Annotated in this window: 20 protein-coding genes; 7 read left to right on the plus strand and 13 right to left on the minus strand. The window is 73.0% G+C overall.

The features are described 5' to 3' along the window. Positions 1–18 precede the first annotated feature (18 nt). Genes ABID77_RS10580 through mnhG form a run of 6 tightly spaced genes read left to right on the plus strand, consistent with a single transcriptional unit; the run spans position 19 to position 6,295 of the window. A complete protein-coding gene (locus ABID77_RS10580; protein ID WP_429594906.1) occupies positions 19–3,054 on the plus strand; it encodes a monovalent cation/H+ antiporter subunit A in 3,036 nt (1,011 codons plus the stop codon). Continuing rightward, positions 3,054–3,398, plus strand: a complete 345-nt coding sequence (locus ABID77_RS10585) for a Na+/H+ antiporter subunit C (protein WP_429594909.1) — start codon at positions 3,054–3,056, stop codon at positions 3,396–3,398. The genes ABID77_RS10580 and ABID77_RS10585 overlap by 1 nt, the downstream gene beginning before the upstream one ends. Beyond that, positions 3,395–5,107 carry a monovalent cation/H+ antiporter subunit D gene (locus tag ABID77_RS10590; protein ID WP_429594912.1) on the plus strand — a complete coding sequence of 571 codons (1,713 nt, stop codon included), beginning with the start codon at positions 3,395–3,397 and terminating at the stop codon, positions 5,105–5,107. Before ABID77_RS10585 ends, ABID77_RS10590 begins: the two co-directional genes overlap by 4 nt. Next, on the plus strand, positions 5,107–5,598 hold the full coding sequence (locus tag ABID77_RS10595; protein WP_429596109.1) for a Na+/H+ antiporter subunit E: 492 nt from the start codon (positions 5,107–5,109) through the stop codon (positions 5,596–5,598). Before ABID77_RS10590 ends, ABID77_RS10595 begins: the two co-directional genes overlap by 1 nt. Beyond that, positions 5,595–5,873 (plus strand): K+/H+ antiporter subunit F, encoded by a 279-nt coding sequence (locus ABID77_RS10600; protein WP_429594915.1) that lies wholly within the window; start codon positions 5,595–5,597, stop codon positions 5,871–5,873. Before ABID77_RS10595 ends, ABID77_RS10600 begins: the two co-directional genes overlap by 4 nt. Further along, positions 5,873–6,295 carry a monovalent cation/H(+) antiporter subunit G gene (mnhG, locus tag ABID77_RS10605; RefSeq protein WP_429594918.1) on the plus strand — a complete coding sequence of 141 codons (423 nt, stop codon included), beginning with the start codon at positions 5,873–5,875 and terminating at the stop codon, positions 6,293–6,295. The genes ABID77_RS10600 and mnhG overlap by 1 nt, the downstream gene beginning before the upstream one ends. A 9-nt stretch (positions 6,296–6,304) precedes the next feature. Here the strand turns inward: mnhG and ABID77_RS10610 are convergent, their stop codons facing one another. The 13 genes from ABID77_RS10610 to ABID77_RS10670 all read right to left on the minus strand — a co-directional run bounded on the left by ABID77_RS10610 (position 6,305) and on the right by ABID77_RS10670 (position 22,016). After that, entirely contained in the window at positions 6,305–7,324 is a 1,020-nt protein-coding gene (locus ABID77_RS10610) for an XdhC family protein (RefSeq protein WP_429594921.1), read from the minus strand. A 64-nt stretch (positions 7,325–7,388) separates the two neighbouring features. Further along, complete coding sequence (locus ABID77_RS10615) at positions 7,389–8,294, minus strand: TOBE domain-containing protein (RefSeq protein WP_429594924.1); 906 nt, start codon at positions 8,292–8,294, stop codon at positions 7,389–7,391. A 56-nt stretch (positions 8,295–8,350) separates the two neighbouring features. Beyond that, positions 8,351–9,307 (minus strand): alpha-E domain-containing protein, encoded by a 957-nt coding sequence (locus ABID77_RS10620; RefSeq protein WP_429594926.1) that lies wholly within the window; start codon positions 9,305–9,307, stop codon positions 8,351–8,353. Positions 9,308–9,328: 21 nt separating this feature from the next. Then, a complete protein-coding gene (locus tag ABID77_RS10625) occupies positions 9,329–10,849 on the minus strand; it encodes a circularly permuted type 2 ATP-grasp protein (protein ID WP_429594929.1) in 1,521 nt (506 codons plus the stop codon). A gap of 84 nt (positions 10,850–10,933) precedes the next feature. Then, positions 10,934–13,018 carry an acetate--CoA ligase family protein gene (locus tag ABID77_RS10630; protein WP_429594932.1) on the minus strand — a complete coding sequence of 695 codons (2,085 nt, stop codon included), beginning with the start codon at positions 13,016–13,018 and terminating at the stop codon, positions 10,934–10,936. Positions 13,019–13,083: 65 nt separating this feature from the next. Beyond that, positions 13,084–13,893, minus strand: a complete 810-nt coding sequence (locus ABID77_RS10635) for an oxepin-CoA hydrolase, alternative type (RefSeq protein WP_429594935.1) — start codon at positions 13,891–13,893, stop codon at positions 13,084–13,086. Further along, the gene (locus ABID77_RS10640) at positions 13,890–14,939 is read right to left on the minus strand and encodes a tripartite tricarboxylate transporter substrate binding protein (RefSeq protein ID WP_429594938.1); all 1,050 of its coding nucleotides are present in this window, start codon (positions 14,937–14,939) and stop codon (positions 13,890–13,892) included. The genes ABID77_RS10635 and ABID77_RS10640 overlap by 4 nt, the downstream gene beginning before the upstream one ends. Beyond that, positions 14,936–15,868 carry a MaoC/PaaZ C-terminal domain-containing protein gene (locus ABID77_RS10645; protein ID WP_429594941.1) on the minus strand — a complete coding sequence of 311 codons (933 nt, stop codon included), beginning with the start codon at positions 15,866–15,868 and terminating at the stop codon, positions 14,936–14,938. Before ABID77_RS10645 ends, ABID77_RS10640 begins: the two co-directional genes overlap by 4 nt. Position 15,869: 1 nt before the next feature. Next, positions 15,870–16,880: a tripartite tricarboxylate transporter substrate binding protein gene (locus tag ABID77_RS10650; protein WP_429594944.1), complete on the minus strand. Its 1,011-nt coding sequence runs from the start codon at positions 16,878–16,880 to the stop codon at positions 15,870–15,872. Positions 16,881–16,938: 58 nt separating this feature from the next. After that, on the minus strand, positions 16,939–17,382 hold the full coding sequence (locus ABID77_RS10655; RefSeq protein ID WP_429594947.1) for a Zn-ribbon domain-containing OB-fold protein: 444 nt from the start codon (positions 17,380–17,382) through the stop codon (positions 16,939–16,941). Further along, positions 17,379–18,560 carry a thiolase family protein gene (locus ABID77_RS10660; RefSeq protein ID WP_429594950.1) on the minus strand — a complete coding sequence of 394 codons (1,182 nt, stop codon included), beginning with the start codon at positions 18,558–18,560 and terminating at the stop codon, positions 17,379–17,381. The genes ABID77_RS10655 and ABID77_RS10660 overlap by 4 nt, the downstream gene beginning before the upstream one ends. Next, positions 18,560–19,423 carry an IclR family transcriptional regulator gene (locus ABID77_RS10665; RefSeq protein WP_429594952.1) on the minus strand — a complete coding sequence of 288 codons (864 nt, stop codon included), beginning with the start codon at positions 19,421–19,423 and terminating at the stop codon, positions 18,560–18,562. Before ABID77_RS10665 ends, ABID77_RS10660 begins: the two co-directional genes overlap by 1 nt. Positions 19,424–19,601: 178 nt before the next feature. Continuing rightward, positions 19,602–22,016 carry a DNA internalization-related competence protein ComEC/Rec2 gene (locus ABID77_RS10670; RefSeq protein WP_429596111.1) on the minus strand — a complete coding sequence of 805 codons (2,415 nt, stop codon included), beginning with the start codon at positions 22,014–22,016 and terminating at the stop codon, positions 19,602–19,604. 256 nt (positions 22,017–22,272) lie between these two features. Here ABID77_RS10670 and ABID77_RS10675 point away from each other — a divergent pair, with 256 nt between their 5' ends. After that, positions 22,273–25,809, plus strand: coding sequence for a DUF2126 domain-containing protein (locus ABID77_RS10675; protein ID WP_429594955.1), 3,537 nt, complete (start codon positions 22,273–22,275; stop codon positions 25,807–25,809). The last annotated feature ends 51 nt before the right edge of the window (positions 25,810–25,860 follow it).

The raw sequence follows: 25,860 nt of genomic DNA on the forward strand, positions 1-25,860 counted from the left end.
CGATAGAATTCTTTCACGATGCCCCTGGTCCTCCTCGTCGCACTCCCCTTCATCGCCAGCGCGCTCGCGGCCTTCCTGCCGTCCAACGCTCGCAACCGGGAATCGACGCTCGCGGGACTGGTCGCGCTGGGCTGCGCGGCGCAGGTGGCCTGGCTGTTCCCGCGCGTGGCCGACGGCAACGTGATCCGCCAGCGCATCGAATGGCTGCCCTCGCTGGGTCTCGACCTCACCCTGCGCATGGACGGCTTCGCCTGGCTGTTCTGCATGCTGGTGCTGGGCATCGGCGCGCTGGTGGTGCTGTACGCGCGCTACTACATGTCGGCCTCCGACCCGGTGCCGCGCTTCTTCTCGTTCTTCCTGGCCTTCATGGGCGCGATGATGGGCGTGGTGCTCTCGGGCAACCTCGTCCAGATGGTGCTGTTCTGGGAACTCACCAGCCTGTTCTCCTTCCTGTTGATCGGCTACTGGCACCACCGGCGCGACGCCCGGCGCGGCGCCCGCATGGCGCTGACGGTGACGGGCGCGGGCGGGCTCTGCCTGCTCGCCGGCGTGCTGATCCTCGGGCGCATCGTCGGCAGCTACGAGCTCGACGTCGTGCTGGCCTCGGGCGACGCGATCCGCGCCCATGCGCTCTACCCGGCGGCGCTGGTGCTGGTGCTGCTGGGCGCCTTCACCAAGAGCGCGCAGTTCCCGTTCCACTTCTGGCTGCCGCGCGCCATGGCGGCGCCCACGCCGGTGTCGGCCTACCTGCACTCGGCCACGATGGTGAAGCTGGGCGTGTTCCTGATGGCGCGGCTGTGGCCGGCGCTCTCGGGCACCGAGGAATGGTTCTGGCTGGTCGGCGGCGCCGGGGCGGTCACGCTCACGCTCGGGGCCTACATCGCGATGTTCCAGCGCGACCTGAAGGCGCTGCTGGCGTACTCGACCATCTCGCACCTCGGGCTCATCACGCTGCTGCTGGGCCTCAACAGCCCGCTGGCGGCGGTGGCGGCGGTGTTCCACATCATGAACCACGCGACCTTCAAGGCCTCGCTGTTCATGGCCGCCGGCATCATCGACCACGAGAGCGGCACGCGCGACATCACGAAGCTCAGCGGCCTGATCCGCCTCATGCCCATCACGGGCACGCTGGCCATCATCGCCAGCGCCTCGATGGCCGGCGTGCCGCTGCTCAACGGCTTCCTGTCCAAGGAGATGTTCTTCGCCGAGACGGTGTTCATCGAATCGACGCCATGGGTCGAGTTCGTGCTGCCGGTGATCGCCACCGTCGCGGGCATCTTCAGCGTGGCGTACTCGGCGCGCTTCGTCTTCGACGTCTTCTTTGGCCCGCCGTGCGGCCCGGAGGTGCCCAAGACCCCGCACGAGCCGCCGCACTGGATGCGCGTGCCGGTCGAGCTGCTGGTGCTGCTGTGCCTGGTGGTGGGCGTGGCGCCGGCCTGGTCGGTCGGGCCGCTGCTGGCCGCGGCGGCCACGCCGGTGGTGGGCGGCGTGCTGCCCGCGTACAGCCTGGCGGTCTGGCACGGCTTCAACCTGCCGCTGCTCATGAGCTTCATCGCCCTGGCGGCCGGCGCCGGCCTGTACCTGCTGCAGCGGCGCGGCCGCGCCCACGGCCGGCTCGGCCACACGCCGGGGCTGCGCCGTTTCGACGGCCAGCGGATCTTCGAGAACGGACTCGCGCGCCTGAGCGAAGCGGGCCGCCGCAGCCGGCGCCTGCTGGGCACGCAGCGGCTGCAGTCGCAGCTGCTGCTGCTGGTGCTGGTGGCGCTGGCCGGGGCCGCCGCGTCGCTGTGGCTGGCGCCGGCGGCGCGCGGCCTGCGCGAGCCGCTCGCCTTCTCGCCGATGTTCGCCATGACGTGGACGATCGGCGCCGTCTGCGCGCTGGCCGCCGCCTGGCAGGCCAAGTTCCACCGGCTCGCCTCGCTGATGCTGGCGGCGGCCTCGGGCCTGGTGTGCTGCATCACCTACATCTGGTTCTCCGCGCCCGACCTGGCGCTCACGCAACTGGTGGTCGAGGCCGTCACCACCGTGCTGATCCTGCTGGGCCTGCGCTGGCTGCCGATGCGCCAGCAGGCGGTGCAGCCGGCCCGCGAACGCCTGCGCCCCTGGGGCCGGCGCGGGCGCGATCTTCTGGTGGCGACCCTGGCCGGCGGCGGCATGGCGGCGATCGCCTGGACCGTGATGACGCGTTCCTCGCCGGGCAGCATCTCGCCCTTCTTCCTGGAACGGGCGCTGACCGAGGGCGGCGGCACCAACGTCGTCAACGTCATGCTGGTGGACTTCCGCGGTTTCGACACCTTCGGCGAGATCACGGTGCTGGGCGTGGTCGCGCTCACGGTCTACGCGCTGCTGCGCCGCTTCCGCCCGGCGATCGAGTCGATGGCCCTGCCGGCCCAGCAGCGCGCGCAGGCCGACGACGGCAGCAGCGACCTGCTCAACCCGCGCCGCGCCAAGGACACCGCCGTGGGCTACCTGATGGTGCCGGCGGTGCTGGTGCGGCTGCTGCTGCCGCTGGCGGTGCTGGTGTCGGTGTACTTCTTCATGCGCGGCCACAACGCGCCGGGCGGCGGCTTCGTCGCCGGGCTGGTGATGTCGGTGGCGCTGGTGCTGCAGTTCATCGTCTCGGGCACCGAGTGGGTCGAGGAGCACCTGCGCATCTACCCGCGCCGCTGGATCGCCATCGGCCTGCTGCTGGCGCTGGCCACCGGCGGCGGCTCGGTGGCGCTGGGCTATCCGTTCCTGACCACCCACACCGCCCACGTCCACCTGCCGGTGCTCGGCGAGATCCACGTGCCCAGCGCGCTGTTCTTCGACATGGGCGTGTTCTCGCTGGTGCTGGGCGCGACCATGCTGATCCTGACGGCGCTGGCGCACCAGTCGGTGCGCAGCCACCGCTGGGCCGACGAGCAGGTCGAGCGCGAGTCCGACGCCCCGACCCACGCCCGCACCGACGCGACGAAGGTCGCGCGCTCCGAGGCCGCCGACCCCCGCCTCACGATCGAGGAGGCCGTGCCCCATCCCGCCGGCCACACGCCCCCGGCGTCCGGAGACCACTGATGGAAATCGTCCTCGCCATCGCCATCGGCGTGCTCACCGGCTCGGGGGTCTACCTGCTGCTGCGCCCGCGCACCTTCCAGGTCATCATGGGCCTCACGCTGCTGTCCTATGCGGTCAACCTGTTCATCTTCAGCATGGGCCGCCTGAAGGTCGACAGCGAGCCGGTGCTGATCCCCGGCTACGCCTCCACCCTGGCCAACACCGCCGATCCGCTGCCCCAGGCGCTGGTGCTGACGGCCATCGTGATCGGCTTCGCCATGACGGCGCTGTTCCTGGTCGTGATGATCGCGCTGCGCGGCCTCTCGGGCACCGACCACGTCGACGGCAGGGAGCGCGCGGAATGACCGGCGACATCGCGCACCTCCTCGACCGCCTGCTGGACTTCACGATGCCGCACCTGGTGGCGGTGCCCATCCTCGTGCCGATGTTCACCGCCGCGCTGATGCTGCTGCTGGGCGAGCAGCGCCGGCGCATCAAGTCGGCGCTGACGGTGGTCTCGGGCCTGATCGGCCTGATCGCCGCGCTGGCCCTGCTGCGCTGGGTCAACGCGCCGGAGACCGGTGGCGGCCCCGGCTCGATCGGCGTCTACCTGGCGGGCAACTGGCGCGCGCCCTTCGGCATCGTGCTGGTGGCCGACCGGCTCTCCACGCTGATGGTGGCGCTCACCGGCGTCGTCGCCTTCGCGGTGTCGATCTACTCGACCTCGCGCTGGGACCGTGCCGGCGTGCACTTCCATCCGCTGCTGCAGCTGCAGCTCATGGGCCTCAACGGCGCCTTCCTCACGGGCGACCTGTTCAACCTGTTCGTGTTCTTCGAAGTCATGCTCGCCGCCTCCTACGGCCTGCTGCTGCACGGCTCGGGCCGGCTGCGGGTGCGCGCCGGGCTGCACTACATCGCCATCAACCTGGCGGCCTCGTCGCTGTTCCTGATCGGCGCGGCGCTGCTCTACGGCGTCACCGGCACGCTCAACATGGCCGACCTGGGCGTGCGCATCGCCGGGCTCGACGCCGCCGACCGCGGGCTGGTGCACGCCGCCGCCGCCATCCTGGCGACCGCCTTCTTCGCCAAGGCCGGCGCCTGGCCGCTGAACTTCTGGCTGGTGCCGGCCTACAGCGCGGCGGTGGCGCCGGTCAGCGCCGTCTTCGCCCTGCTGACCAAGCTGGGCGTCTACACCCTGCTGCGGCTGTGGACCCTGATGTTCGCGCCCGACGCCGGCGTGTCGGCGCAGTTCGGCCAGGGCGCGCTGGTGGGGCTGGGCATCGCCACGCTGTTCGCCGCCGCGCTGGGCGTGCTCGGCACGCAGCGGCTGTCGAACCTCGCGAGCTTCTGCGTGCTGGTCTCGGCCGGCACGCTGCTGGCGGCGGTCGGGCTGGGCCAGCCGGGCGTCTGGGCCGGCGCGCTCTACTACCTGCTGAACTCCACGCTGGCGGCGAGCGCCTTCTTCCTGCTCATCGACATGATCGAGCGCTGGCGCAACGCCGGCGCCAGCATCGCGCCGCACGAGAACGCCGGCAGCGCCCCCTTCCTGGCGGAAGACCTGACCGTGCACGCGCACGTCAACCTCGACGACGAGCAGCAGGCGCTCTACGGCCGGGCCATCCCGGCCGGCGTGGCCTTCCTGGGCCTGGGCTTCGTGGGCTGCACCCTGCTGCTGGCGGGGCTGCCGCCGTTCTCGGGCTTCGTCGGCAAGTTCGCGATGCTCTCCAGCCTGCTCGACGCGCCGGCCGTGACCCCGGCGGGCTGGACCTTCCTGGCGATGCTGCTGGTCTCCGGCTTCCTGACGCTGGTGGCGCTCAGCCGCACCGGCATCCGCCACTTCTGGACCCAGGACCACGCCACGCAGCCCTCGCTGCGCGCGCTGGAGGTGCTGCCCGTGGCCGCGCTGCTGGCCGCGTGCGTGGCCCTGACGATCGAGGCCGAGCCCGTGATGCAGCACGCGCAGGCCACCGCCGAGGGCCTGCTGCACCCCGACGCCTACCGCGAGGCCGTCTTCGGCGCCCGCCAGATCCCGGGCCCGACGTCGGGCGCCGCCCCAGGGAGCACCGCCCCATGATCCGCCGCTGGATTCCCTCCCCGCCGCTGTCGGTCGCGCTGTTCGTCGTCTGGCTGCTGCTCAACCAGGCGCTCGACGCGGCGACCCTGCTGATGGCGCTGGTCCTGGCGCTGGTGGTGCCACTGCTCACGCGCGGACTGCGCCCGGCGGCCGTGCGCATGCGCCGCCCGCTCGTGGCCCTGAGGCTCACCGGCGTCGTGCTGCGCGACATGGTGCGCTCGGCCGCGATGGTCGCGCGCGAACTGCTCACGCGCCGCACCGACGACATCCCGGCGCACTTCCTGCTGGTGCCGCTGGACGTGCGCGACGCCAACGCGCTGGCCGTGCTGGCGATGATCCTGTGCCTGACGCCGGGCACCGCCTGGGGCGAACTCAGCCTCGACCGCTCGACCCTGCTGCTGCACGTCTTCGACCTGCAGGACGAGCAGGGGATGATCCGCATGATCAAGGACCGCTACGAGAAGCCGCTGATGGAGATCTTCGAGTCATGACCCCCGTGCTGCTCTGGGGCCTGAAGGCCGCCCTCTTCCTGCTGGCCATCGCCATGCTGTGCGCGCTCTACCGGCTGCTGGCCGGCCCGAGCGCGCAGGACCGCGTGATGGCGCTCGACTGCCTCTACATCAACGGCATGCTGATGATGCTGGTGCTGGGCATCGTCTACGCGAGCAACGTCTACTTCGAGGCCGCGATGCTGATCGCGCTGTTCGGCTTCGTCAGCTCGACGGCGCTGGCCAAGTTCCTGCTGCGCGGCGAGGTGATCGAGTGATGCCCGAGTTCGTCGCCGTGCCGCTGCCGCTGTGGGCCGAGATCGTGACGGCGGTCTTCGCCGTGGTGGGCGCGGCCTTCGCCGCCGTCGGCTCCTTCGGCCTGGTGCGCATGCCGACCTTCTTCCGCCGCATCCACACGCCCACGCTGGGCGCGACAGCCGGCGTGTGGTGCGTGACCATCGCCACCATCGTGTACTTCTCGATGCAGGGCGCCAACCTGTTCCTGCACGCCGTGCTCATCACGCTGTTCATCGCCCTGACCGCGCCGGTCACCACCATCTTCCTGATGCGCGCGGCCCTCTTCCGCGAGCGCCAGAAGGGCGGCGACGTGCCGCAGGCGCATCCCGGCGACGAGCTCGGCCTGGACGGCGAGGGGCGGCCGAAGCAGCCCGCGGGCACGTCGGTGCCGACGCCGGACTGAACGCCGCGTTCACGCCGTCTCCTGCAACCCCTCCCGCAGCGCCTTCGCGCTCGCCACATCGATCTCGCGCGGCAACGTCACGCCGTTCTTCACGGCCAGGATCTCCGCCATCACGCTCACCGCGATCTCCGGCGGGGTCTTGCTGCCGATGTAGATGCCGATCGGTCCGCGCAGCCGCTCCAGCGACGCCGCCGTGTGGCCGAAGTGCTCGACCATGCGTTCGCGCCGCGCCTGCGCGTTGCGGCGCGAGCCGATGGCGCCGACGTAGAAGGCCTCGCTCTCGAGCGCCTCCAGCAGCGCCAGGTCGTCGATCTTGGGATCGTGCGCCAGCGCGACCACGCAGCTGCGGCGGTCGGGCCGGAAGGCGAGTACGGCGTCGTCGGGCATCTGGGTCGTGATCGTCACGCCCGGCACGGCCCAGGCCGTGCGGTACTCGGCGCGCGGATCGCACAGCGTCACCGCGAAGCCGCTGAACTTGGCCATCGTCGCGAGGTACTCGGCGAGCTGCCCGGCGCCGACGATCAGCATGCGGAACGCCGGCCCGAAGCCGTTGACGAACCAGCCGTCGGCCACGTGCGCCTCGACCGGCGCCGGGCTCGGATCGAGCCGCACCGCGCCGTCGGCGAGCGAGACGGCGCGCCGCATCGGCCGGCCGTCCTCCAGGGCCGCGACCAGCGTGCCCAGCGATGCGGCGTCGGGATCGTGCTCGATCAGCAGTTCGAGCGTGCCGCCGCACGGCAGGCCGAAGCGGTGCGCCTCGTCGGCCGAGACGCCGTAGGTCACGGTGGCCGGGCGCGCCGACTCGCGCGGCAGGTGCAGCCGGCCGCGATGGCGCGCGATCAGGTCGTCCTCGATGCAGCCGCCCGAGACCGAGCCCACGACCGCGCCGTCGTCGGCCAGCGCCATGATCGAGCCGACCGGTCGCGGCGACGAGCCCCAGGTGCGGGTCACGGTGGCCAGCAGGGCATGCCGGCCGGCGCGCCGCCAATCGAGGAGCGCGCGGATCACTGTCAGGTCGAGGTTGTCCATCGACGCAGTCTGGGCAGGATCGCGACGCGCCATCGTCGGACGCGGACGGATTCGCGCGCGTGCCTCAGCCCGCCAGCGCGACGACCAGCGCCGCCTCGTCGATCGATGCGCGCACGCGCTGGGCCGTGCGCAGGACCGTGCCGCCGGCGGCGAAGCCGATGAGCTGCAGGCCGCCGGCGAGCGCGACGGCCAGCTCGTCGCCGCCCTCGCCGCGCGTGGCGCCGGCGACGATGCCTTCGAGGTGGTTGATCCCCGCAGGATCGTCGGCGCTTCCCGCCGTCCCCGGGATCGACTGGCCGCGCGTGCCCGCGCGCGCCGGTGTGCGGCGTTCGATGCGCACCGCCGTCGCCTTGCACAGCGCGATCACCGGCAGTCCGGGCCGCAGTCCCAGCAGCTCGGCGCTCTCCCGGGTGATGCGCGCGGCGGCGTGGTCGGCGGCACGCCCGTCGAGCCGCATGACCACGCGCACGATGCGGCCGGTCGTCTCCAGATGCTCGACCGTCGCGGGCAGCTGGTTGCGCATGCTGGTGCGCAGCGCGAGGCGCGACAGCGTCGCGGCGGTGGCGTCGGCAGGTCGGGCGTCGGCGGGCACGAGGCCGGTGCCGTCGTCCGGATCGCCGCCATCCGGCCCTGCGCCCGCCGCCAGCCAGCGCGCATGCACTTCGCGCCGTGCCGCGTCGAGCGCCTGCGCCAGTTCGAGCAGCCGCTCGCCCTGCGCCGTCAGCGCGGCGCCGCCGCCACCCGCGCCGCCCACGGCACGCCGCACCAGCGGCACGCCGGCGAGGTTGGTCAGGATGTCGATCGCCTGCCAAGCGGCCTTGTAGCTGATGCCGGTCTCGCGCGCCGCCTGCGAGATGCTGCCGGTGGCGGCGATGCCGCGCAGGACCTCGATGCGCCTGTCGCCGGCACCGTGGCCGAGGGCGTCGATGGAGGGCGTGGGCGAGGCGGCGGGAAGCGGCCGGGCAGGCATCGACCGGTCGTGGCGTCGCGCGGGGAAACGGTGGACGGACGCCGGCCGGTGGCCGGTCAGGACGCCGGCACCAGGAAGTCCTGGCTGATGCGCGCGCCGACCTCGTTGACGCGGTCGAGGAACTGCGTGAGGTAGGCGTGCAGGCCGGTGGCCAGGATCTCGTCGACGCGCGCGTACTGCAGGTCCGACAGCAGCTTGCCGGCGCGGCGGCGCGTCTCGCTGCCGGGGTCGTTGGAGACCTGGTCGAGGTTGGCGACCACCTCGTGCAGGCTGTGGTGCAGCGAGCGCGGCATGTCGGCGCGCAGGATCAGCAGCTCGGCCACGCGCTCGGGCTTGATGACGTCGCGGTAGACCTTGCGGTAGGTCTCGAAGGCCGAGACGCTGCGCAGGATCGCGCTCCAGTGATAGAAGTCGTACTCCTGGTCCTCCTCGGTGGCGGTGCCGAAGAACTCGCTGTTGAGGGCGTGGAACTTCACGTCCACCAGGCGCGCGGTGTTGTCGGCGCGCTCCAGGAAGGTGCCCAGGCGCGAGAAGTAGAACGCCTCGTCCTGCAGCATCGTGCCCAGCGTGACGCCGCGCGAGAGGTGCGAGCGGAACTTCACCCACTCGAAGAACTGGGCCGGATCGCGCTCGAGCGCGCCGCTGCGCAGCATGCGGTTGACCTCCAGCCAGGTCGTGTTCTGCGTCTCCCAGGCCTCGGTGGTGAGCGCGCCGCGCACGGCGCGCGCGTTCTCGCGCGCGCCCTTGAGGCAGGAGATGATCGACGACGGGTTGTCCTCGTCCTTGACCATGAAGTCGATCACCTCGCCGGGCGTGATCTGGTCGTGTTCCTTGTTGTAGGCCGGCAGCAGTTCGCTGATCGACAGCACGCCCTGCCAGCCGTACTTGGCGACCTGGGCGGACTGGGGCAGCAGCGAGGTCTGGTAGTTGACGTCGAGCATGCGGGCCGTGTTCTCGGCCCGCTCGGTGTAGCGCGACATCCAGTAGAGGTGATCGGCGGTGCGTGACAGCATGGGTGGCGTCTCCTCTGGGCCTCAGGCCGATGTTTGTTTCTGGGCCTGCACGGCCGCGGCGGCGATGTCGGAGGCCGCCTGCCGGGCGCCGCGACGGTCGCCCTCGATGATCCAGGTGTCCTTGGTACCGCCGCCCTGCGACGAATTCACCACCAGCGAGCCTTCCTTGAGCGCGACGCGCGTGAGGCCCCCGGGCACCATCTGCACCTCCTTGGCCGTCAGCACGAAGGGCCGCAGGTCGATGTGGCGCGGCGCGATGCCCGACTCGACGAAGGTCGGCGAGGTCGACAGGCTCAGCGTCGGCTGGGCGATGTAGCCGTCGGGCTTGGCGATCACGGCGCGCTTGAAGTCCTCGATCTCGGCCTGGGTCGCGGCCGGGCCGATCAGCATGCCGTAGCCGCCGGCGCCGTGCACCTCCTTGACCACCAGGTCCTTCATGTGGTCGAGCGTGTACTGCAGCTCGTCCTTGTTGCGGCACATGTAGGTCGGCACGTTCTTCAGGATCGGCTGCTCGCCGAGGTAGAACTCGATCATCTTCGGCACGTAGGGGTAGATCGACTTGTCGTCGGCCACGCCCGTGCCCACGGCGTTGGAGATGGCGACGTTGCCCGCGCGGTAGGCGCGCATCAGGCCGGCGCAGCCGAGCGTGGAGTCGGGCTTGAAGACCTCGGGGTCGAGGAAGTCGTCGTCGACGCGGCGGTAGATGACGTCCACGCGCTTCGGTCCGCGCGTGGTGCGCATGTAGACGAAGTCGTCCTTGACGAACAGGTCCTGGCCCTCGACCAGCTCGATGCCCATCTGCTGGGCGAGGAAGGCGTGCTCGAAGTAGGCGCTGTTGTACATGCCCGGCGTGAGCACGACGACGGTCGGCTCGGCGGTGGCCGGCGGCGCGCTCGCGCGCAGCGTCTCCAGCAGCAGGTCGGGGTAGTGCGCGACCGGCGCGATGCGGTTCTGGCTGAAGAGATCGGGGAAGAGCCGCATCATCATCTTGCGGTTCTCCAGCATGTAGCTCACGCCGCTGGGCACGCGCAGGTTGTCCTCCAGCACGTAGTACTCGCCGTTGCCCTGGGCGTCGGGGGCGCGCACGATGTCGATGCCCGAGATGTTCGAGTAGACGTTGTTGGGCACCGTCACGCCCATCATCTCTGGGCGGAACTGCGCGTTGTTCAGGATCTGCTCGGCCGGGACGATGCCCGCCTTGATGATCTCCTGGTCGTGGTAGACGTCGTGGATGAAGCGGTTGAGCGCCGTCACGCGCTGCACCAGGCCCCGCTCCATCTGTTCCCACTCGTGCGCCGGAATGATGCGCGGCAGCAGGTCGAAGGGAATCAGCCGCTCGGTGCCCGAACCGTCCTCGTCCTTGGCGCCGTACACCGCGAAGGTGATGCCGACACGGCGGAATATCAGCTCGGCCTCTTCGCGCCGGGAGCGCATGAGTTCCCCGGACTGGCGCGACAGCCACTGGTCGTAGCGCGCGTAATGGCTGCGGATCGCAGCGCCGGCATAGGGCAGCTGCTCGTACATCTCGTCGAATTTGTGCATGTGAACAACCATTTCTCCTGCATGGAGCTTAGCAATTTCGAGGCCAAGCAGCGGCGTTCTTTTGCACGGGCGCGACGCGGCGGCTCACCCTCCCCGCTCGATCAGGGCGTCCAGCGCCATGGCGCCCTCGCCCCGGGACGCGACCAGCACCGGGTTGACGTCGATCGACGCGATCGCGCCGCCGGCGTCCACGATGAGCCGCCCGACCGCCACCGCCACCTCGGCCAGCGCCGCGACGTCGAGCGGCGGATCGCCCCGCACGCCCTCGATCAGCGGCGCGATGCGCAAGGTGCGCAGCGCCGCCGTCACGTCCGCCGCGGCGAAGGGCGGCACCAGCACGGCCACGTCCTGCAGCGCCTCGACGTACTTGCCGCCGTCGCCCACCACCACCACCGGGCCGAACACCGGATCGATGCGCGCGCCCACCATGAACTCGCGCTGTCCCCGGCGCATGGCTGCGACGATCACGCCGTCCTGCGCCGCGCCCAGGTCGGCCAGCGTCGCCCACTGGCGCTCGAACAGGGCGCGGGCCTGCGCCGCCGTGGCCACGTCCAGGGCCACCAGCCCGTGCTCGGACTTGTGCGGCACGTCGCGCGAACAGGCCTTGACGACCGCCGGCGCGCCCACCGCGGCCAGCGCCTCGGCGGCCTCGTCGGCGCTGCGGCACAGCCGGTGCGGCACCACCGGCACGCCGGCGGCGGCCAGCACCGCCAGGCTCTGCGCCTCGTCGAGGAAGCGGCCGGAGCCCGGCGGCAGCGCGGGCGCGGCGCCGGCCGGCCACGGCACGAGGGCGCGGCGCATCAGCGCGGTGTGCGAAGCCAGCTGCGCCAGCGTGCCCAGGGCGTCGTGCTCGTTGGCGTAGGTCGGGATGCCCTGGGCCCGGAAGGGCGCGGCCACCGCGTCCTGCCAGGCCGCCACCACCACCGGCTTGCCGGTGTCGCGCGCGAAGGCCGCCGTGTCGCGCGCGAAGGCATCGACGTCGTAGCCGGCACCGGCCACCGGGATGTTGACGAAGAACAGGTCGGCCGCCGGGTCGCGCGCCAGCGCCGGCAGCACGTCGCCGAACAGGCCGCTGTTGGACAGCAGCGCCGCCGTGATGTCGATCGGATTGACCGCCGTCGCGAAGCCCGGCAGGCGGGCGGCCACGTCGGCGCGGGTGGCGGGGGCCAGTTCGGCCAGCGGCAGGGCGAAGTCCTCGGAGGCGTCGGCGCCCATCACGCAGCTGGCGCCGGAGTTGCTCACGATCACCAGCCGCCGGCCCTCGGGCCGCCAGCCCTTGAGGTACGCCTCGGCCGCCAGCGCCTGCGCGTGCGGGTCGCGCACCCGCCAGATGCCGTGCCGGCGGAAGAAGGCGTCGACCGTGCGGTCCTCGTTGGCCAGCGAGCCGGTGTGCGAGGCCGCCGCCTTCTGGCCGCTGGCCGAGCGCCCCGCCTTGACCGCGATGATCGGCAGGTCGCGCTCGCGGGCGTAGGCGGCGGTGCGCGCGAGCAGCGCCGGGTCGGCGATGGTCTCCAGGTAGAGCAGCAGCAGCTTCACGTCGGGATCGTGCGCCACCGCCCAGGCCAGATCGGCGACCGTGACGTCGGCCTCGTTGCCCGTCGCGTGCACGTGGCGTACGCCCACGCCGCGCCCGCGCAGCAGGCCGTAGGCCATGGCGCACATGCCGCCGCTCTGGCTGACGATGCCCACCGGGCCGTCGGCCGGCGGCACCTCGACGAACATGGTCGAGAAGCCGGCGATGGCGCCGGTGCCGAAGTTCGCCAGCCCCTGCGTGTTGGGACCGTAGACCCGCATGCCGGCCGCGCGCGCGGTCTCGACCATGGCGCGCTGCACCGCGCGTCCCGCCTCGCCCGTCTCGCCGAAGCCCGAGGCGACCACCACCGCCGACTTCACGCCGCGCGCCGCGCACTGCGCGACGGCCTCGACCGCCTTCTCGCCGCCGACGATGACCATCGCCAGGTCGGGCACCTCGGGCAGGGCGTCGAGCGAGGCGTAACTGCGCAGGCCCTGGACCTCCTCGCGCGCCGGATTGATCGGATAGATGCGGCCGCGGAAGCCGTGCTTCTGCATGTAGTGGATCGGCCGGCCGCCGATCTTGTGGATGTTCTCGGAGGCGCCGATGACGGCGACCGAGCGGGGGTCGAGGGCGGATTCGAGCAGGTCGGACATGGAGCGGGGCCTCGCGGGATGGGAAGGAGACGGGAAGGAACGGAAGAAAGGACGGGCCGGCCGGATCAGCCGCGACGCCCTTCGAGGAACGCCGCGAGGCCCGCGCCGCAGGCCTCGCCGTGGAGGTGCCGGACGAAGGCGTCGCGCTCGGTGTCGAGCTGGGCGCGGCGCGAGCGGCCGCGCGCGGCATGCACCAGCCGCTTGATGTCGGCCTGCGCGTCGAACGGGCCGTCGGCCAGCCGCCGCGCCCAGGCCAGGGCGGTGGCGAGGGCCTCGCCGCGCGGCACCACGCGGTTGACGACGCCCAGCGCGTGCAGCCGCGCGGCATCGCAGACGCCGCCGTCGAGCAGCAGCTCCAGCGCCGTCTGCGGCGGTAGCGCGCGCGCGAGCGAGTCGGAGCCGCCGCCGTCGGGCGTGAGCGCCAGCCGGACATAGGACATGACGAACCGCGCGTCCTCGGCCGCGACGATCAGGTCGCAGCCCAGGCAGACCGAGAAGCCGCCGCCGGCCGCCGCGCCCTCGACGGCGGCGATCACCGGCTGCGGCGCGTCGTGCATCGCCATTACCCAGTCGTGCAGCGCGTCGAGGTGCGCGGCCTGCTCCTCGCGCGGACGATCGCGCTGCCAGGCGAGGCGCTTGACGTCGCCGCCGCCGCAGAAGTGATCGCCCTCGCCCGCGAGCACGATGGCGCGCACCGCGCGGTCGCCGGCCGCCGCGCGCAGGACCTCGACCGCCGCGCGATAGAGCGACGGGTGCATCGCGTTGCGCGCCGCCGGGTTGCTGATCGTCAGCACCAGCACCGCGCCGTCGCGGCGCGCGAGCAGGCGCGCGGCGGACGCCGGGGAGGTGGCGGGAACGGGCTCGGGCGTCGTCATCCGTCGACCTTGATGTCGGCGGTGCGCACCACCTTCGTCCACTTGGCGATCTCGGCGTGCAGCATCCTCGCGAAGGCCTCCGGCGTGGTGGGCATGGCCTCGGCGCCGGCGTCCTGCAGGCGCTGGCGCACCTGCGGGTCGTTCAGGGCCTTGCCGATGTCGTCGCTCAACCGTTGCACCAGCGCCGGCGGCGTGCCCGCCGGCGCCAGGAAGGCGGCCCACGAGTACGCCTCGTAGCCCGCCAGGCCGGTCAGGCCCGACTCGGCGACCGTCGGCACGTCGGGCAGCAGGGCCGAGCGCCGCGCGCTGGCCACCGCGATCGCCCGCACCTTGCCGGCCCGGATCTGCGGCAGCGCGGTCGGCGCGTCGCTGAACATGAACTGCACCTGGCCGCCGAGCAGGTCGCTCATGGCCGGGGCGCTGCCCTTGTAGGGCACGTGCAGCAGCTTCGTGCCGGCCTGCATGTTGAACAGCTCGCCGGCCAGGTGCGTGCCGCCGCCGCTGCCGGCGGAGCCGTAGCTCAGCGTGCCCGGCGCGCGCCGGTCGAGCGCGACGACGTCGGCCACCGACTTCACCGGCACGCCCGGGTGCGCCACCAGCACCACCGGGAACATCGCGCCGAAGCTCAGCGGCGCGAAATCCCTTTCGATGTCGTAGGCCAGCCGGGGCTTGAGGCTGGGCAGCACCGCGTGGTGGATGCTGCAGACGAACACGTGATGGCCGTCGGCCGGCAGCCGGGCCGCGATCTCCGCGCCGACGATGCCGCCGGCGCCCGCGCGGTTGTCGACCACCGCCGCCACGCCCCAGACGTCCGACAGCTTCTGCGCCACCGCGCGGCCGGTGGTGTCGACCGGGCCGCCGGCGGGGAACGGCACGACGAAGCGCACCGGCCGGCTCGGAAAGGCGGCCTGCGCGAAGGCGCCGCCCGGCGCGGCCAGCGCGCCGAGCGCGGCGGCCGCGCCCGCGCCCGCGAGCAGGGCCCGGCGCCCGAGGGTGGGGATGGGAAGGGAAGCCGGAACTCGGCGCCGGTCGGTTCGGGTCGTCATGTGGTCTCCTCGTCGTTGTCGGATCGTCCTGGGGTCGTTCGTTCGTCCGATGGCCCCGCGAGCACGGCGTGGCCGTGGTCGAGGACCACCCGGTCGCGCGCCGGCACGCGGACGCGGAAGCGCAGCTCGGTGCCGTCGCAAAACAGTTCCAGCCGCAACGTCTCGCCCGGGAACACGGGTGCCGAGAAGCGCGCCGACAGGCTGCGCAGCCGCGCCGGATCGCTGTCGGCGCAGCGCGCCAGCAGGGCGTGCCCGGCCATGCCCCAGGTGCACAGGCCGTGCAGGATCGGCCGCTCGAAGCCCGCCGCGCGGGCGGTGGCCGGGTCGGCGTGCAGCGGGTTGCGGTCGCCGCACAGGCGGTAGAGCAGCGCCTGCTGCGGCAGGGTCGGGATGTCGACGACGTCGTGCGGCGCGCCCTCGGGCAGCGGCGCGGGCGCGGGCGGCGCGGGATCGCCGGGGGCCTGCGGCGTCGCGAAGCCGCCGTCGCCGCGCGCGAAGGTGGTGTGCGTCACGGTGGCCAGCAGCGCGTCGCCGTCCTCGGCGTCGTGCAGGGTCTTGTCGTAGGTGATGGTGGCGCCGCGGCCCGGCCCCTTGTCGACCACGCGCGTGACGCGGTGGCGCGCGCGCACCGTGCCGGCCGCGGGCAATGGCCGGTGCCACACGACGCGCTCCTCGCCGTGCACGATGCGCGCGAAGTCGATGCCGGTGGCCGCATCCCGCATCCACGATCCCGGGAAGCCCAGCACCACCGCCATCGTCGGCAATGCCAGCGGCGCCACCGGCGCGTCGTTGACGAAGCGCAATTGCCGCGCGTCGGTCGGGTCGCCGCCCAGGCCGAGGGCGAGCGCGTAGCGCATGGCGTCGTCGGCGTCGTAGCGCTGCACCACCTCGTCGAAACGCCAGGCCTTCAGGCGATGGACGTCGATCATCTCAATCCACCTTCGCGCCGGAGGTCTTGACCACGGCCGCCCACTTGTCGACCTCGGCGGCCATGAAGCGGCCGAAGTCCGCCGGCGCGCTCCAGGCGGCGGCGAAGCCCTGGGCCTCGAACCGGTCCTTCACGTCCGGGGCGGCGAGCGCCTTGCGCAGCTCGGCGCTCAGGCGCGCCATCACCTCGGGTGGCGTGCCCGCGGGCGCGAGCAGGCCGTTCCAGGCGATGGCCTCGTAACCCGGCAGCCCGGACTCCGCGACGGTCGGCACGTCGGGCGCGACCGGCGAGCGCGCGGCGCTGGTCACCGCCAGCGCGCGCAGCTTGCCGGCCTTCACGTGCGGCAGGGCCGAGAGCATGGTATCGAACATCAGCTGCGTCTGGCCGCCCATGGTGTCGGTGAGCGCCGGGGCGCTGCCCTTGTAGGGGATGTGGTTCATCCGCACGCCGGCCATGGCGGCGAAGAGCTCGGCCGACAGCTGCGTCGACTGCCCGTTGCCCGAGGACGCGAAGTTCAGCTCGCCCGGCCTGGCCTTGGCCAGCGCGACGAGCTCGGCGACGTTGTTCACGGGCAGCTGCGGATTGACGACGATCACCAGCGGCCCGCTGGTGAGCTGCGACACCGGCGCGAAATCCTTCGACAGCGAGTAGCCCAGGTTCCTGAACAGCGACGGGTTGATGGCGTGCGCCGTGGTGGCGACCACCAGCGTGTGGCCGTCGGCCGGGCTGCGCGCCACCAGTTCGGCGCCGGGGTTGCCGCCCGCGCCCGGCCGGTTGTCGACGACGAACTGCTGACCCGTCTGCTCCGAGAGCTTCTGCGCCACCAGCCGCGCCACGATGTCGGTCGGACCGCCCGGCGGATAGGGCACCACCAGCCGCACCGGCTTGGTCGGATAGGCCGTCGGTGGCGACTGCGCCTGCGCGCTGCCCGACGCGGCCAGACCGAGTGCCACGCCGGCAGCGGCGACCGCGAGCAGGCGGCGTCGCGTAGGAAGGAAGCGGATCGAATGCATGTCGTTGTCTCCTGTGGTTCCTGTCGATGACCGGTGGCTCCGGTGCCGTGGCGCGTGCTCAGCCGGCGGCGGGATCGGCGCGCGCGAAGCGCACCAGCGTGCGGCCCTCGTGCACGAAGAAGCCGGCCGTCACGCGCTCGCCGATGCGCAGGCCCGGATCGGCATGCGCCATCAGGCGCGGCCCTTCGTCGAGCTGCGCGAGGACCAGCGTGTACGGCGCCAATGCGCGGAAGGCGTCGGACGGCGCGCGCGCGACGACGGTGACGGCGTGCAGCGTGGCGGTGCCGCGCGCGGTCTCCCAGGCCAGCGCCTCGCCGCCGCAACGCGTGCAGGCGTGGCGCGCCAGGGTCTGCGCCATGCCGCACGCGCCGCAGCGCTGGAAGCGCAGTTCGTGCCGCGCCAGCCCCTCGACGAAGGGCGCGGCGAGCGCGCCGGAGGGCGTGGCGGCGGGGATGGACGGGGCGCCGGACGTGCCGGCGGCCGGGTTCGACGATGCGGTCATGGCGCGTCCTCCCGCGACAGGATCAGGCTCACGTGGGAGGACATCACGCCGCCGTCGGCGTGCACGAAGGCGTGGCGCGGCCGGGCCACCTGGCGCGTGCCGGCGCGGCCGCTCAGTTGCCGGAACGCCTCGACCGCGTGCGCCATGCCGCCGGCCACGCCGCAGTGGCCGAAGGACAGCAGGCCGCCGTGCGTGTTGAGCGGCAGCGCGCCGTCGGGCGAGAAGTCGCCGGCGCGCGCCCGGGCCGCCGCGCCGCCGCGCAGGGCGAAGCCGATCTCCTCGAGCAGCATGGTCAGCGTGATGGTGAAGGAGTCGTAGATGCCCAGGTGGTCGATGTCGGCGACGCCCAGCCCGGCCTCGGCGAAGGCGCGCCGCGCCGCCACGGCCGCGCCGCAGTCCATGACGTCGGCCATGGCGCTCAGGTGCTGGTGGCGGTGCGCCTGGCCGGCGCCGGCGAGGGCCACGCGCGTGCCGTCGCCGCCGTCGCCGACGGGCGCGGCCGACACCACCAGCGCCATCGCGCCGTCGGAGATCGGGCAGCAGTCCATGAGCTTGAGCGGCGCGGCGATCGGCTTGGAGGCCAGCACGTCGGCCACCGTGATCGGCGTGGTCAGGTGGGCGCCGGGGTGGCGCCGCGCGTGGGCGCGCATCAGCACCGCGAACTCGGCCAGGTCGGCCTCGGCCAGGCCGGTCTCGTGCAGGTAGCGCGAGGCCATCAGGCCGTAGTAGGCCGGCACCGAGGCCCCGTTGGGCACCTCGTAGTCCGGATCGCCGACCTGCGCCAGCGTCTGGATGGCGCTGTCGCGCGACTGGCCGCTCAGGCGGTTCTCGCCGGCCACCACCAGCACGTGGCGGCAGCGCCCGCCGCGCACCAGCTCGCGCGCCAGCATCAGCATGGCCGCGCCGGTCGCGCCGCCCACCTGCATGCCGTGCGCGTAGGCCGGGTCGAGGGCGAAGCGCTCGCAGAACAGGGTCGACAGCATCAGGTGCGGCAACGTCGTGGCGTAGCCGCACAGCACGCCGTCGACGTCGGCGCGGCGCAGGCCGGCGTCGTCCAGGGCCGCGCGCGCGGCCCGCGCCATGAGGTCGAGCGCGCCCTGCCCCTCGTGGCGGCCGAAGGCGGTGCCGCCGACGCCGGTGATCCAGGCCCTGCCGGGCGCGGCGGCGGTCGCGGCCATCAATGCATCCTCCCGTGCCGCACGGTGGTGGTGGTCGTGGCGCCCGCGCCCGCGCCGCCGCCGGACGCGGCGCGGCTCCACAGCACCTCGCAGGTGGCGGCCTCGTGCCGCAATGCCTGCGCCAGCTCGGCCTCGCGCGAGGTGATGCGCTCGTTGAGCGCGGCGATGCTCAAGGCCGCGACGGGCCGGCCGTCGGCGCCCAGGATCGGCACCGCGATGCCGCCCATGCGTTCGACCACCACGTCCAGCAGCACCGCGTGGCCGCGCTCGCGCGCCGCGCGGGCGTGGTCCTCCAGCAATCGCGCCGTGATGCGCGGATAGCGTTGCAGCTGCGGCGCGATCACGGCCAGCGCGGCCTGGCGCTCGGCCTCGGGCATCCAGGCCAGCAGCGCCAGGCTGCCCGCGCCCACGCCCAGCGGGCGGCGGCTGCCGATGGACAGGTAGTTGGCGCGGATCGGGTAGCGGCCTTCCTCGACGTCGACGCACAGCGATTCGATGCCGCTGGGGATCGACAGGATCACGCTGTCCTCGAACCGGCCGGTCAGCCGCAGCAGCGACGGCCGCGCCAGCGGACGTGGGTCGAAGCGCGCCAGCGCCGCGGCGCCCAGCACCAGCAGCTCGGCGCCCAGGCGGTAGTGCTTCGTGCGCGCGTCGCGCACGACGAACCCGTCCTGCGCCAGCACGTCGAGCAGGCGCAATGCGGTGGTCTTGTCCAGGCCGGTGGCCAGCGCGATGTCGGTCAGGCGCGTGACGCCCGGGTCGGACAGCGCGCGCAGGATGCGGCAGGCGCGCTCGACCGACGAGGTGGGCTCCACGGCCCGCTGGGCCAGCATGGAGGCGGGAACGCGCGTTCTGGCGGTCATGTCGTCTCTCGTCGTTGTTTCGTTCACCGGAACCGGCGCCAGGCCGGCGCCGGAACCCGACGCATTGAATTCCCCGTGCCACGCCGGCGTCAAGCAAAGCGCCGAAAGTTGCCGAGGCCGAAACTTTTCCAGGGAAAACCCGGCACACAAACGTCCCGCTCCGACTGCCCCGGTCGGCTCAGGGCACGCGGTGATGCCAGTAGCGCGCGCGTGCCGCGCGCTCGCATCGCACCTCGCCCGGTGCCCGGCTGGACCACCCCGCCGCGCCGCAGTGCGGGCTGTCCACCAGCGCGACGCCGCGCGCCGCATAGGCCTCGACCACGGCCGGCGCCGGATGCCCGAAGCGGTTGCGCCAGCCGGCCTGCACCAGCGCCAGCCGGGGCGCGACGGCGTCGAGCAGCGGCGGGCTCGACGAGGTCCTGCTGCCGTGATGAGGAACGAGCAGCACGTCGGCGCGCAGGGCGCCCTCGGCGGCGCGCCCGACCAGCGCGGCCTCCTGCGCGCGCTCGATGTCGCCGGCCAGCAGCGCGGCGGCGCGTCCGTTGCCGATGCGCAGCACGCACGAGAGCGCGTTGGGCTTGGCGCCCGGCGCGTCGTGATCGCGCTCCAGCGGATGCAGCACCTCGAAATCCACGCCGTCCCACGACCAGCGCTGGCCGGCCACGCAGCGCCGCGCCGGGCGCAGGGCCTGCAGCGGGTGTCCGTCCTCGATCGAGGCGAGCAGCGCGGCGCGCGGCTGCGACGCCAGCACCGCCGCCGCGCCGCCGGTGTGGTCGCTGTCGCGGTGGCTCAGCACCACCGTGTCCAGCCGCTCGCCGAGGGCGCGCAGCAGCGGCACCAGCACGCGGACGCCGGCGTCGCTCTCCGGGTTGTAGCGCGGACCGGCGTCGTAGAGCAGGCTGCGGGTGGCCGTGCGCACCAGCACCGCGTTGCCCTGCCCGACGTCGGCCGCCAGCAATTCGAACTCGCCGACGGCGGGCCGCGCCGGCTGCCACAGCAGCACCGGCAGCAGCAGGGGCAGGCCGAGCAGCCGCAGCCGCCACGGCAACCGCATCGACGCGATCACCCCGCCGGCGACGCCGCAGACGGCGAGCCCCACGGGCGGCGCCGCCATCGAGAGCGTGGCGAAGGGCAGCGCCGCGAGGCCCTGCAGCCCCCACGCCAGCGCCTGCACGGCCAGCGCCGCCAGGTCCCACAGCGGCGGCGCCACCACGCCCGCCATCGCCAGCGGCGTGACCACCAGCGTCACCCACGGAATGGCCGTCGCGTTGGCCGCGAGACCGACCACCGACACCTGCTGGAACAGCAGCAGCGTCAGGGGCGTGAGCGCCAGCGTGACGACGACCTGCTCGCGCGCCAGCCGCGCGAGGCGCCGGCGCCAGCCCGGACCGCGGTGGTCGACGGCCGGGGCCGTGTCGGTGGCGAACAGCGCGGCCACCGCGACGAAGCTGAGCCAGAAGCCGGCCTGCAGCAGCGCCCACGGATCGATCGCCACCGCCACCCCGCCCGCCAGCAGCCAGACGCAGGGCCATGGCCAGCGCCGCCCCGACAGCCGCAGCAGCGCGACCGTGGCCAGCATCCAGACCGTGCGCTGCGCGGGCACGCCCCCGCCGCTGAACAGCGCATAGGCCGCGGCCAGCGCCACGCCGCCGGCCAGGGCCGCGCGCTGGGCCGGCCAGCGCCGCATGAGCCGCGCGCTGCGCCGCCAGGCCGCGCCGACGGCGAACGACGCCAGCGCCGCGAACATCGTGACGTGCAGGCCGGAGATCGACATCAGGTGCGCCACGCCGGTGGCGCGGAACACGTCCCAGTCGGCGCGTTCGATGGCGCCCTGGTCGCCCGTGACCAGCGCCGCGACGACGCCGGCCGCGCGGCGATCGGCGATGCGTTCGAAGACGGCGTCGCGCACCGCCTCGCGGGCGCGCTCGACGGGATGGCGCCCCGTCGCCGCCAGCCGCAGCGGCGCGGCGTCGTTTGCGCCCGCGCGCACGTAGCCGCTCGCGCGTACGCCCTGCGTCCACATCCACAGCTCGGTGTCGAAGCCGTGCGGGTTGACGTCGCCGTGCGGCGCCCGCAGGCGCACCGTGAGGCGCCAGCGCTCGCCGGCGTGCAGGGGCGGCGGCCTCGCGGTGCCTTCGGCGTACCAGGCGAGCGCGATCCGGTCGGGCGCGCGAGCGACCGGCGGACCCTCCGCGGCGCCAGCGTCGGCACGTCCCACGGTCGGCGCCGCCGCCCGGCGCACGGATTCGACCGCCAGGGCGAAGCGCGTGCCGCCCTCCCCGTGCTGCGGCAGACCGGCGACCACGCCGACGACCTGCAGGTCGCGTCCTTCCAGGCCGGGATCGAGCGCGTCGGCGGCGTAGCGCGCGGCGCGCCAGCCGGTCGCGCCGGCCCCGGCCAGGGCGGCCAGCAGCAGGCAGGTCGCGCCCCGCGCGAAGCCGCCACCGAGGCGCGATCGGCGCCCGGGGATCGGCGCCGCCGCCCGGACCGCCAGTCCCATCAATCCCGCCAGGCCGACCACGCCGTAGACGGCCGCGTCCCACAGCGCGGGCTGCTGCAGCTGCAGCGCCGTGCCGCCGATCCAGCCGGCCATCGCCAGGAAGGCGCCGCCGCCGCGCGACGGCGCCGGATCGCCATGGCCCCCCTCGCCGTCGTCCGGGCCGGCGCCGTTCGCCCGCCCGTCCTGCCACCCGGCGCGCACCGCGCGCACGGCGCGGCCCGGCGTCGAACGAGACACCTGCTTTTCCATCTCGATCCACTCCCTGCATGCGCTCGTCATGGCGCACTAATTGCTTATTCGTGGGCTAGTATGCGTCCCACCCGAGACCCTTGAAGCACACCTACATCCCATGTCCATCCACGCCGCGCTTCATCACGTCACCCACTACAAGTACGACCGCCCGGTGCAGCTGGGTCCGCAGGTCGTGCGCCTGCGTCCGGCACCGCACTGCCGCAGCAACGTCATCTCCTACTCGCTGCGCATCGAGCCCGAGCAGCATTTCGTCAACTGGCAGCAGGACCCGTTCGCCAACTACCAGGCGCGCCTGGTGTTCCCCGAGAAGACGCGCGAATTCAAGGTCACCGTCGACCTCGTGGTCGAGATGGCGGTCTACAACCCGTTCGATTTCTTCCTCGAACCGGAGGCCGAGAACTTCCCGTTCAAGTACAGCGCCTCGCAGGCCGAGGAGCTCGCGCCCTACCTGGTGACCGACGCGATGACGCCGCTGGTGGAGGCCTATCTGAAGAAGGTCGACCGCAAGGAACAGCGCACCATCGACTTCCTGGTGGGCATCAACCAGCAGGTGCAGGGCGACGTCGCCTACCTCATCCGCATGGAGCCCGGCGTGCAGACGCCCGAGGAAACGCTGACCAAGGGCAGCGGCTCGTGCCGCGATTCCGGCTGGCTGCTGGTGCAGCTGCTGCGCCACCTGGGCCTGGCCGCGCGCTTCGTCTCGGGCTACCTGATCCAGCTCACGCCCGACGTCAAGGCGCTCGACGGCCCGAGCGGCACCACCGTCGACTTCACCGACCTGCACGCCTGGTGCGAGGTCTACCTGCCCGGCGCCGGCTGGATCGGTCTGGACGCCACCTCCGGCCTGCTCGCCGGCGAGGGCCACATCCCGCTGGCCTGCACGCCCACGCCGTCGAGCGCCGCCCCGATCGAGGGCGTGGTGGACGACGCCGAGGTCGAGTTCGGCCACGAGATGGTGGTCACGCGCATCCACGAATCGCCGCGCGTCACCCTGCCCTACACCGACGAGCAGTGGGCCGACATCCTGGCCCTGGGCGACGCCGTCGACGAACGCCTGGTGGCCGGCGACGTGCGCCTGACGATGGGCGGCGAGCCGACCTACGTCTGCACCACCAACCGCGACGCGCCCGAATGGAACACCGACGCGCTCGGTCCCACCAAGCGCGGCTACGCCACCGAACTCGTGCACCGGCTGCGCGCCCAGTACGGCGACGGCGGCTTCCTGCACTTCGGCCAGGGCAAATGGTATCCGGGCGAGCAGCTGCCGCGCTGGGCGCTGTCGATCTTCTGGCGCGCCGACGGCCAGCCGCTGTGGCGCGACCCCGAGCGCTTCGTCGACGAGCGCCAGCCCACGCACTACACCAGCGAGGACGCGCGACGCTTCACCACCGTGCTGGCGCACCGCCTGGGCCTGACCGAGCGCTACATCCAGCCCGGCTACGAGGACACCTTCTACTACCTCTGGCGCGAGCGCCGCCTGCCGGTGAACGTCGATCCGTTCGACTCCAAGCTCGACGACGAACTCGAGCGCATGCGCCTGCGCCGCGTCTTCACGCAGAAGCTCGACGCCGTCGTGGGCTACATGCTGCCCATCGAGCCCGGCAACGCGACGTCCGACGCGCCCGCGCTGGAAGGCCCCGGCTGGCGCACCGGCCCGTGGTTCCTGCGCGACGACCGGCTCTACCTCATCCCCGGCGACTCGCCGATGGGCTACCGCCTGCCGCTGGACTCGCAGCCCTGGGTCAGCAAGGGCGACTACCCCTACCAGATCGACCGCGACCCGACCGCGCCGCGCGACGCGCTGCCCAGCGCGGCCGACTTCCGCGCCCGCTACCCGAGCGCGCCGGCCCCCGCCGAGGGCGACCTGGGCGCGGTGCCCTACGCCTTCGGCGCGCCCCCCGCCGCCCCGGTGACGGTGCGCATGCAGGAGGCCCGCGCCGTGGCGCACGGCGAAGGCCCCATCGGCGCCGTCGCCGCGGTCGGCGCGCCCGGCACGCCGGGCTCGGAGACCGACCCCGCCACGCCGCGCATGCCGCGCCGGGGCGAGTCGGCGCACTGGGCCACCCGCACGGCGCTGTGCGTCGAGGTGCGCGACCCGCGCCGCGCCAACGGCCCGGCGGCCGAGAAGGTCGGCACGTCCTCGGGCGTGCTCTACGTCTTCATGCCGCCGCTGTCGCGCCTGGAGGACTACCTCGACCTCGTCGCCGCCATCGAGGCGACCTCAGAGCAGCTCGGCCTGCGCATCGTGATGGAGGGCTACCCGCCGCCGCGCGACCCGCGCCTGAAGATGCTGCAGGTCACGCCCGACCCGGGCGTCATCGAGGTCAACATCCATCCCGCCCACAACTGGCGCGAGTTGGTCGAGCACACCGAATTCCTCTACGACGCCGCCTTCGAGACGCGCCTGTCGGCCGAGAAGTTCATGACCGACGGCCGCCACACCGGCACCGGCGGGGGCAACCACTTCGTGCTCGGCGGCGCCACGCCGGCGGACAGCCCGTTCCTGCGCCGGCCCGAGCTGCTGGCCAGCCTGCTGCTCTACTGGCACAACCACCCGTCGCTGAGCTACCTGTTCTCGGGCATGTTCATCGGCCCGACGAGCCAGGCCCCGCGCGTGGACGAGGCCCGCAACGACCAGGTCTACGAGCTGGAGATCGCCCTCAAGGAGATCGCCCGCGAGCGCGAGGTCTACGGCAAGGACATGCCCGCCTGGCTGGTCGACCGTACGTTGCGCAACATCCTGGTCGACGTCACCGGCAACACGCACCGCAGCGAGTTCTGCATCGACAAGCTGTACTCGCCGGACTCCTCCACCGGCCGCCTGGGCCTGCTGGAGCTGCGCGCCTTCGAGATGCCGCCCCATGCGCGCATGAGCGTCGCCCAGCAGCTGCTGCTGCGCGCCTTCATCGCCCGCTTCTGGGACACGCCCTACACGGCGCCGGCCACCCGCTGGGGCACCGAGCTGCACGACCGCTTCCTGCTGCCGACCTTCGTCAAGATGGACTTCGACGACGTCATCGCCGAGATGCGCCAGGCCGGCTTCGCGTTCGATCCCGAGTGGTTCGCGCCGCACCTGGAGTTCCGCTTCCCGCTGGTCGGGCAGGTGCGCTCGATGGGCGTCGAGCTGTCGCTGCGCAACGCGCTGGAACCCTGGCACGTGATGGGCGAGGAAGGCTCCTCCGGCGGCACGGTGCGCTACGTCGACTCGTCGCTCGAGCGCATCGAGGTGCGCGTGACGGGCTTGAACGAGAGCCGCCACGTGGTCACCGTCAACGGCAAGGTGCTGCCGCTGCAGCCCACCGGCACCATCGGCGAGTTCGTCGCCGGCGTGCGCTACAAGGCCTGGAACCCGCCCTCGTCGCTGCATCCGAGCATCGGTGCGCACGCGCCGCTGACCTTCGACCTGGTCGACACCTGGATGAAGCGCTCGCTCGGCGGCTGCCAGTACTTCGTCGCCCATCCGGGCGGACGCAACTACGAGACCTTCCCGGTCAACGCCTACGAGGCCGAGAGCCGCCGCATGTCGCGCTTCACCCGCATGGGCCACACGCCCGGCGCGATGCGCACGCCGCCGGCGACCATCGAGCTGGCCGGCAGCCGCGAGTTCCCGTTCACGCTGGATCTGCGGCGCTGAGGGCCCGGGTCGCGACGATCAACCTCACGATCGCCGCGACCTGTCTCGCAA

It is taken from the genome of Variovorax sp. PvP013 (genome assembly GCF_050435945.1).
Lineage (GTDB): Bacteria > Pseudomonadota > Gammaproteobacteria > Burkholderiales > Burkholderiaceae_C > Variovorax.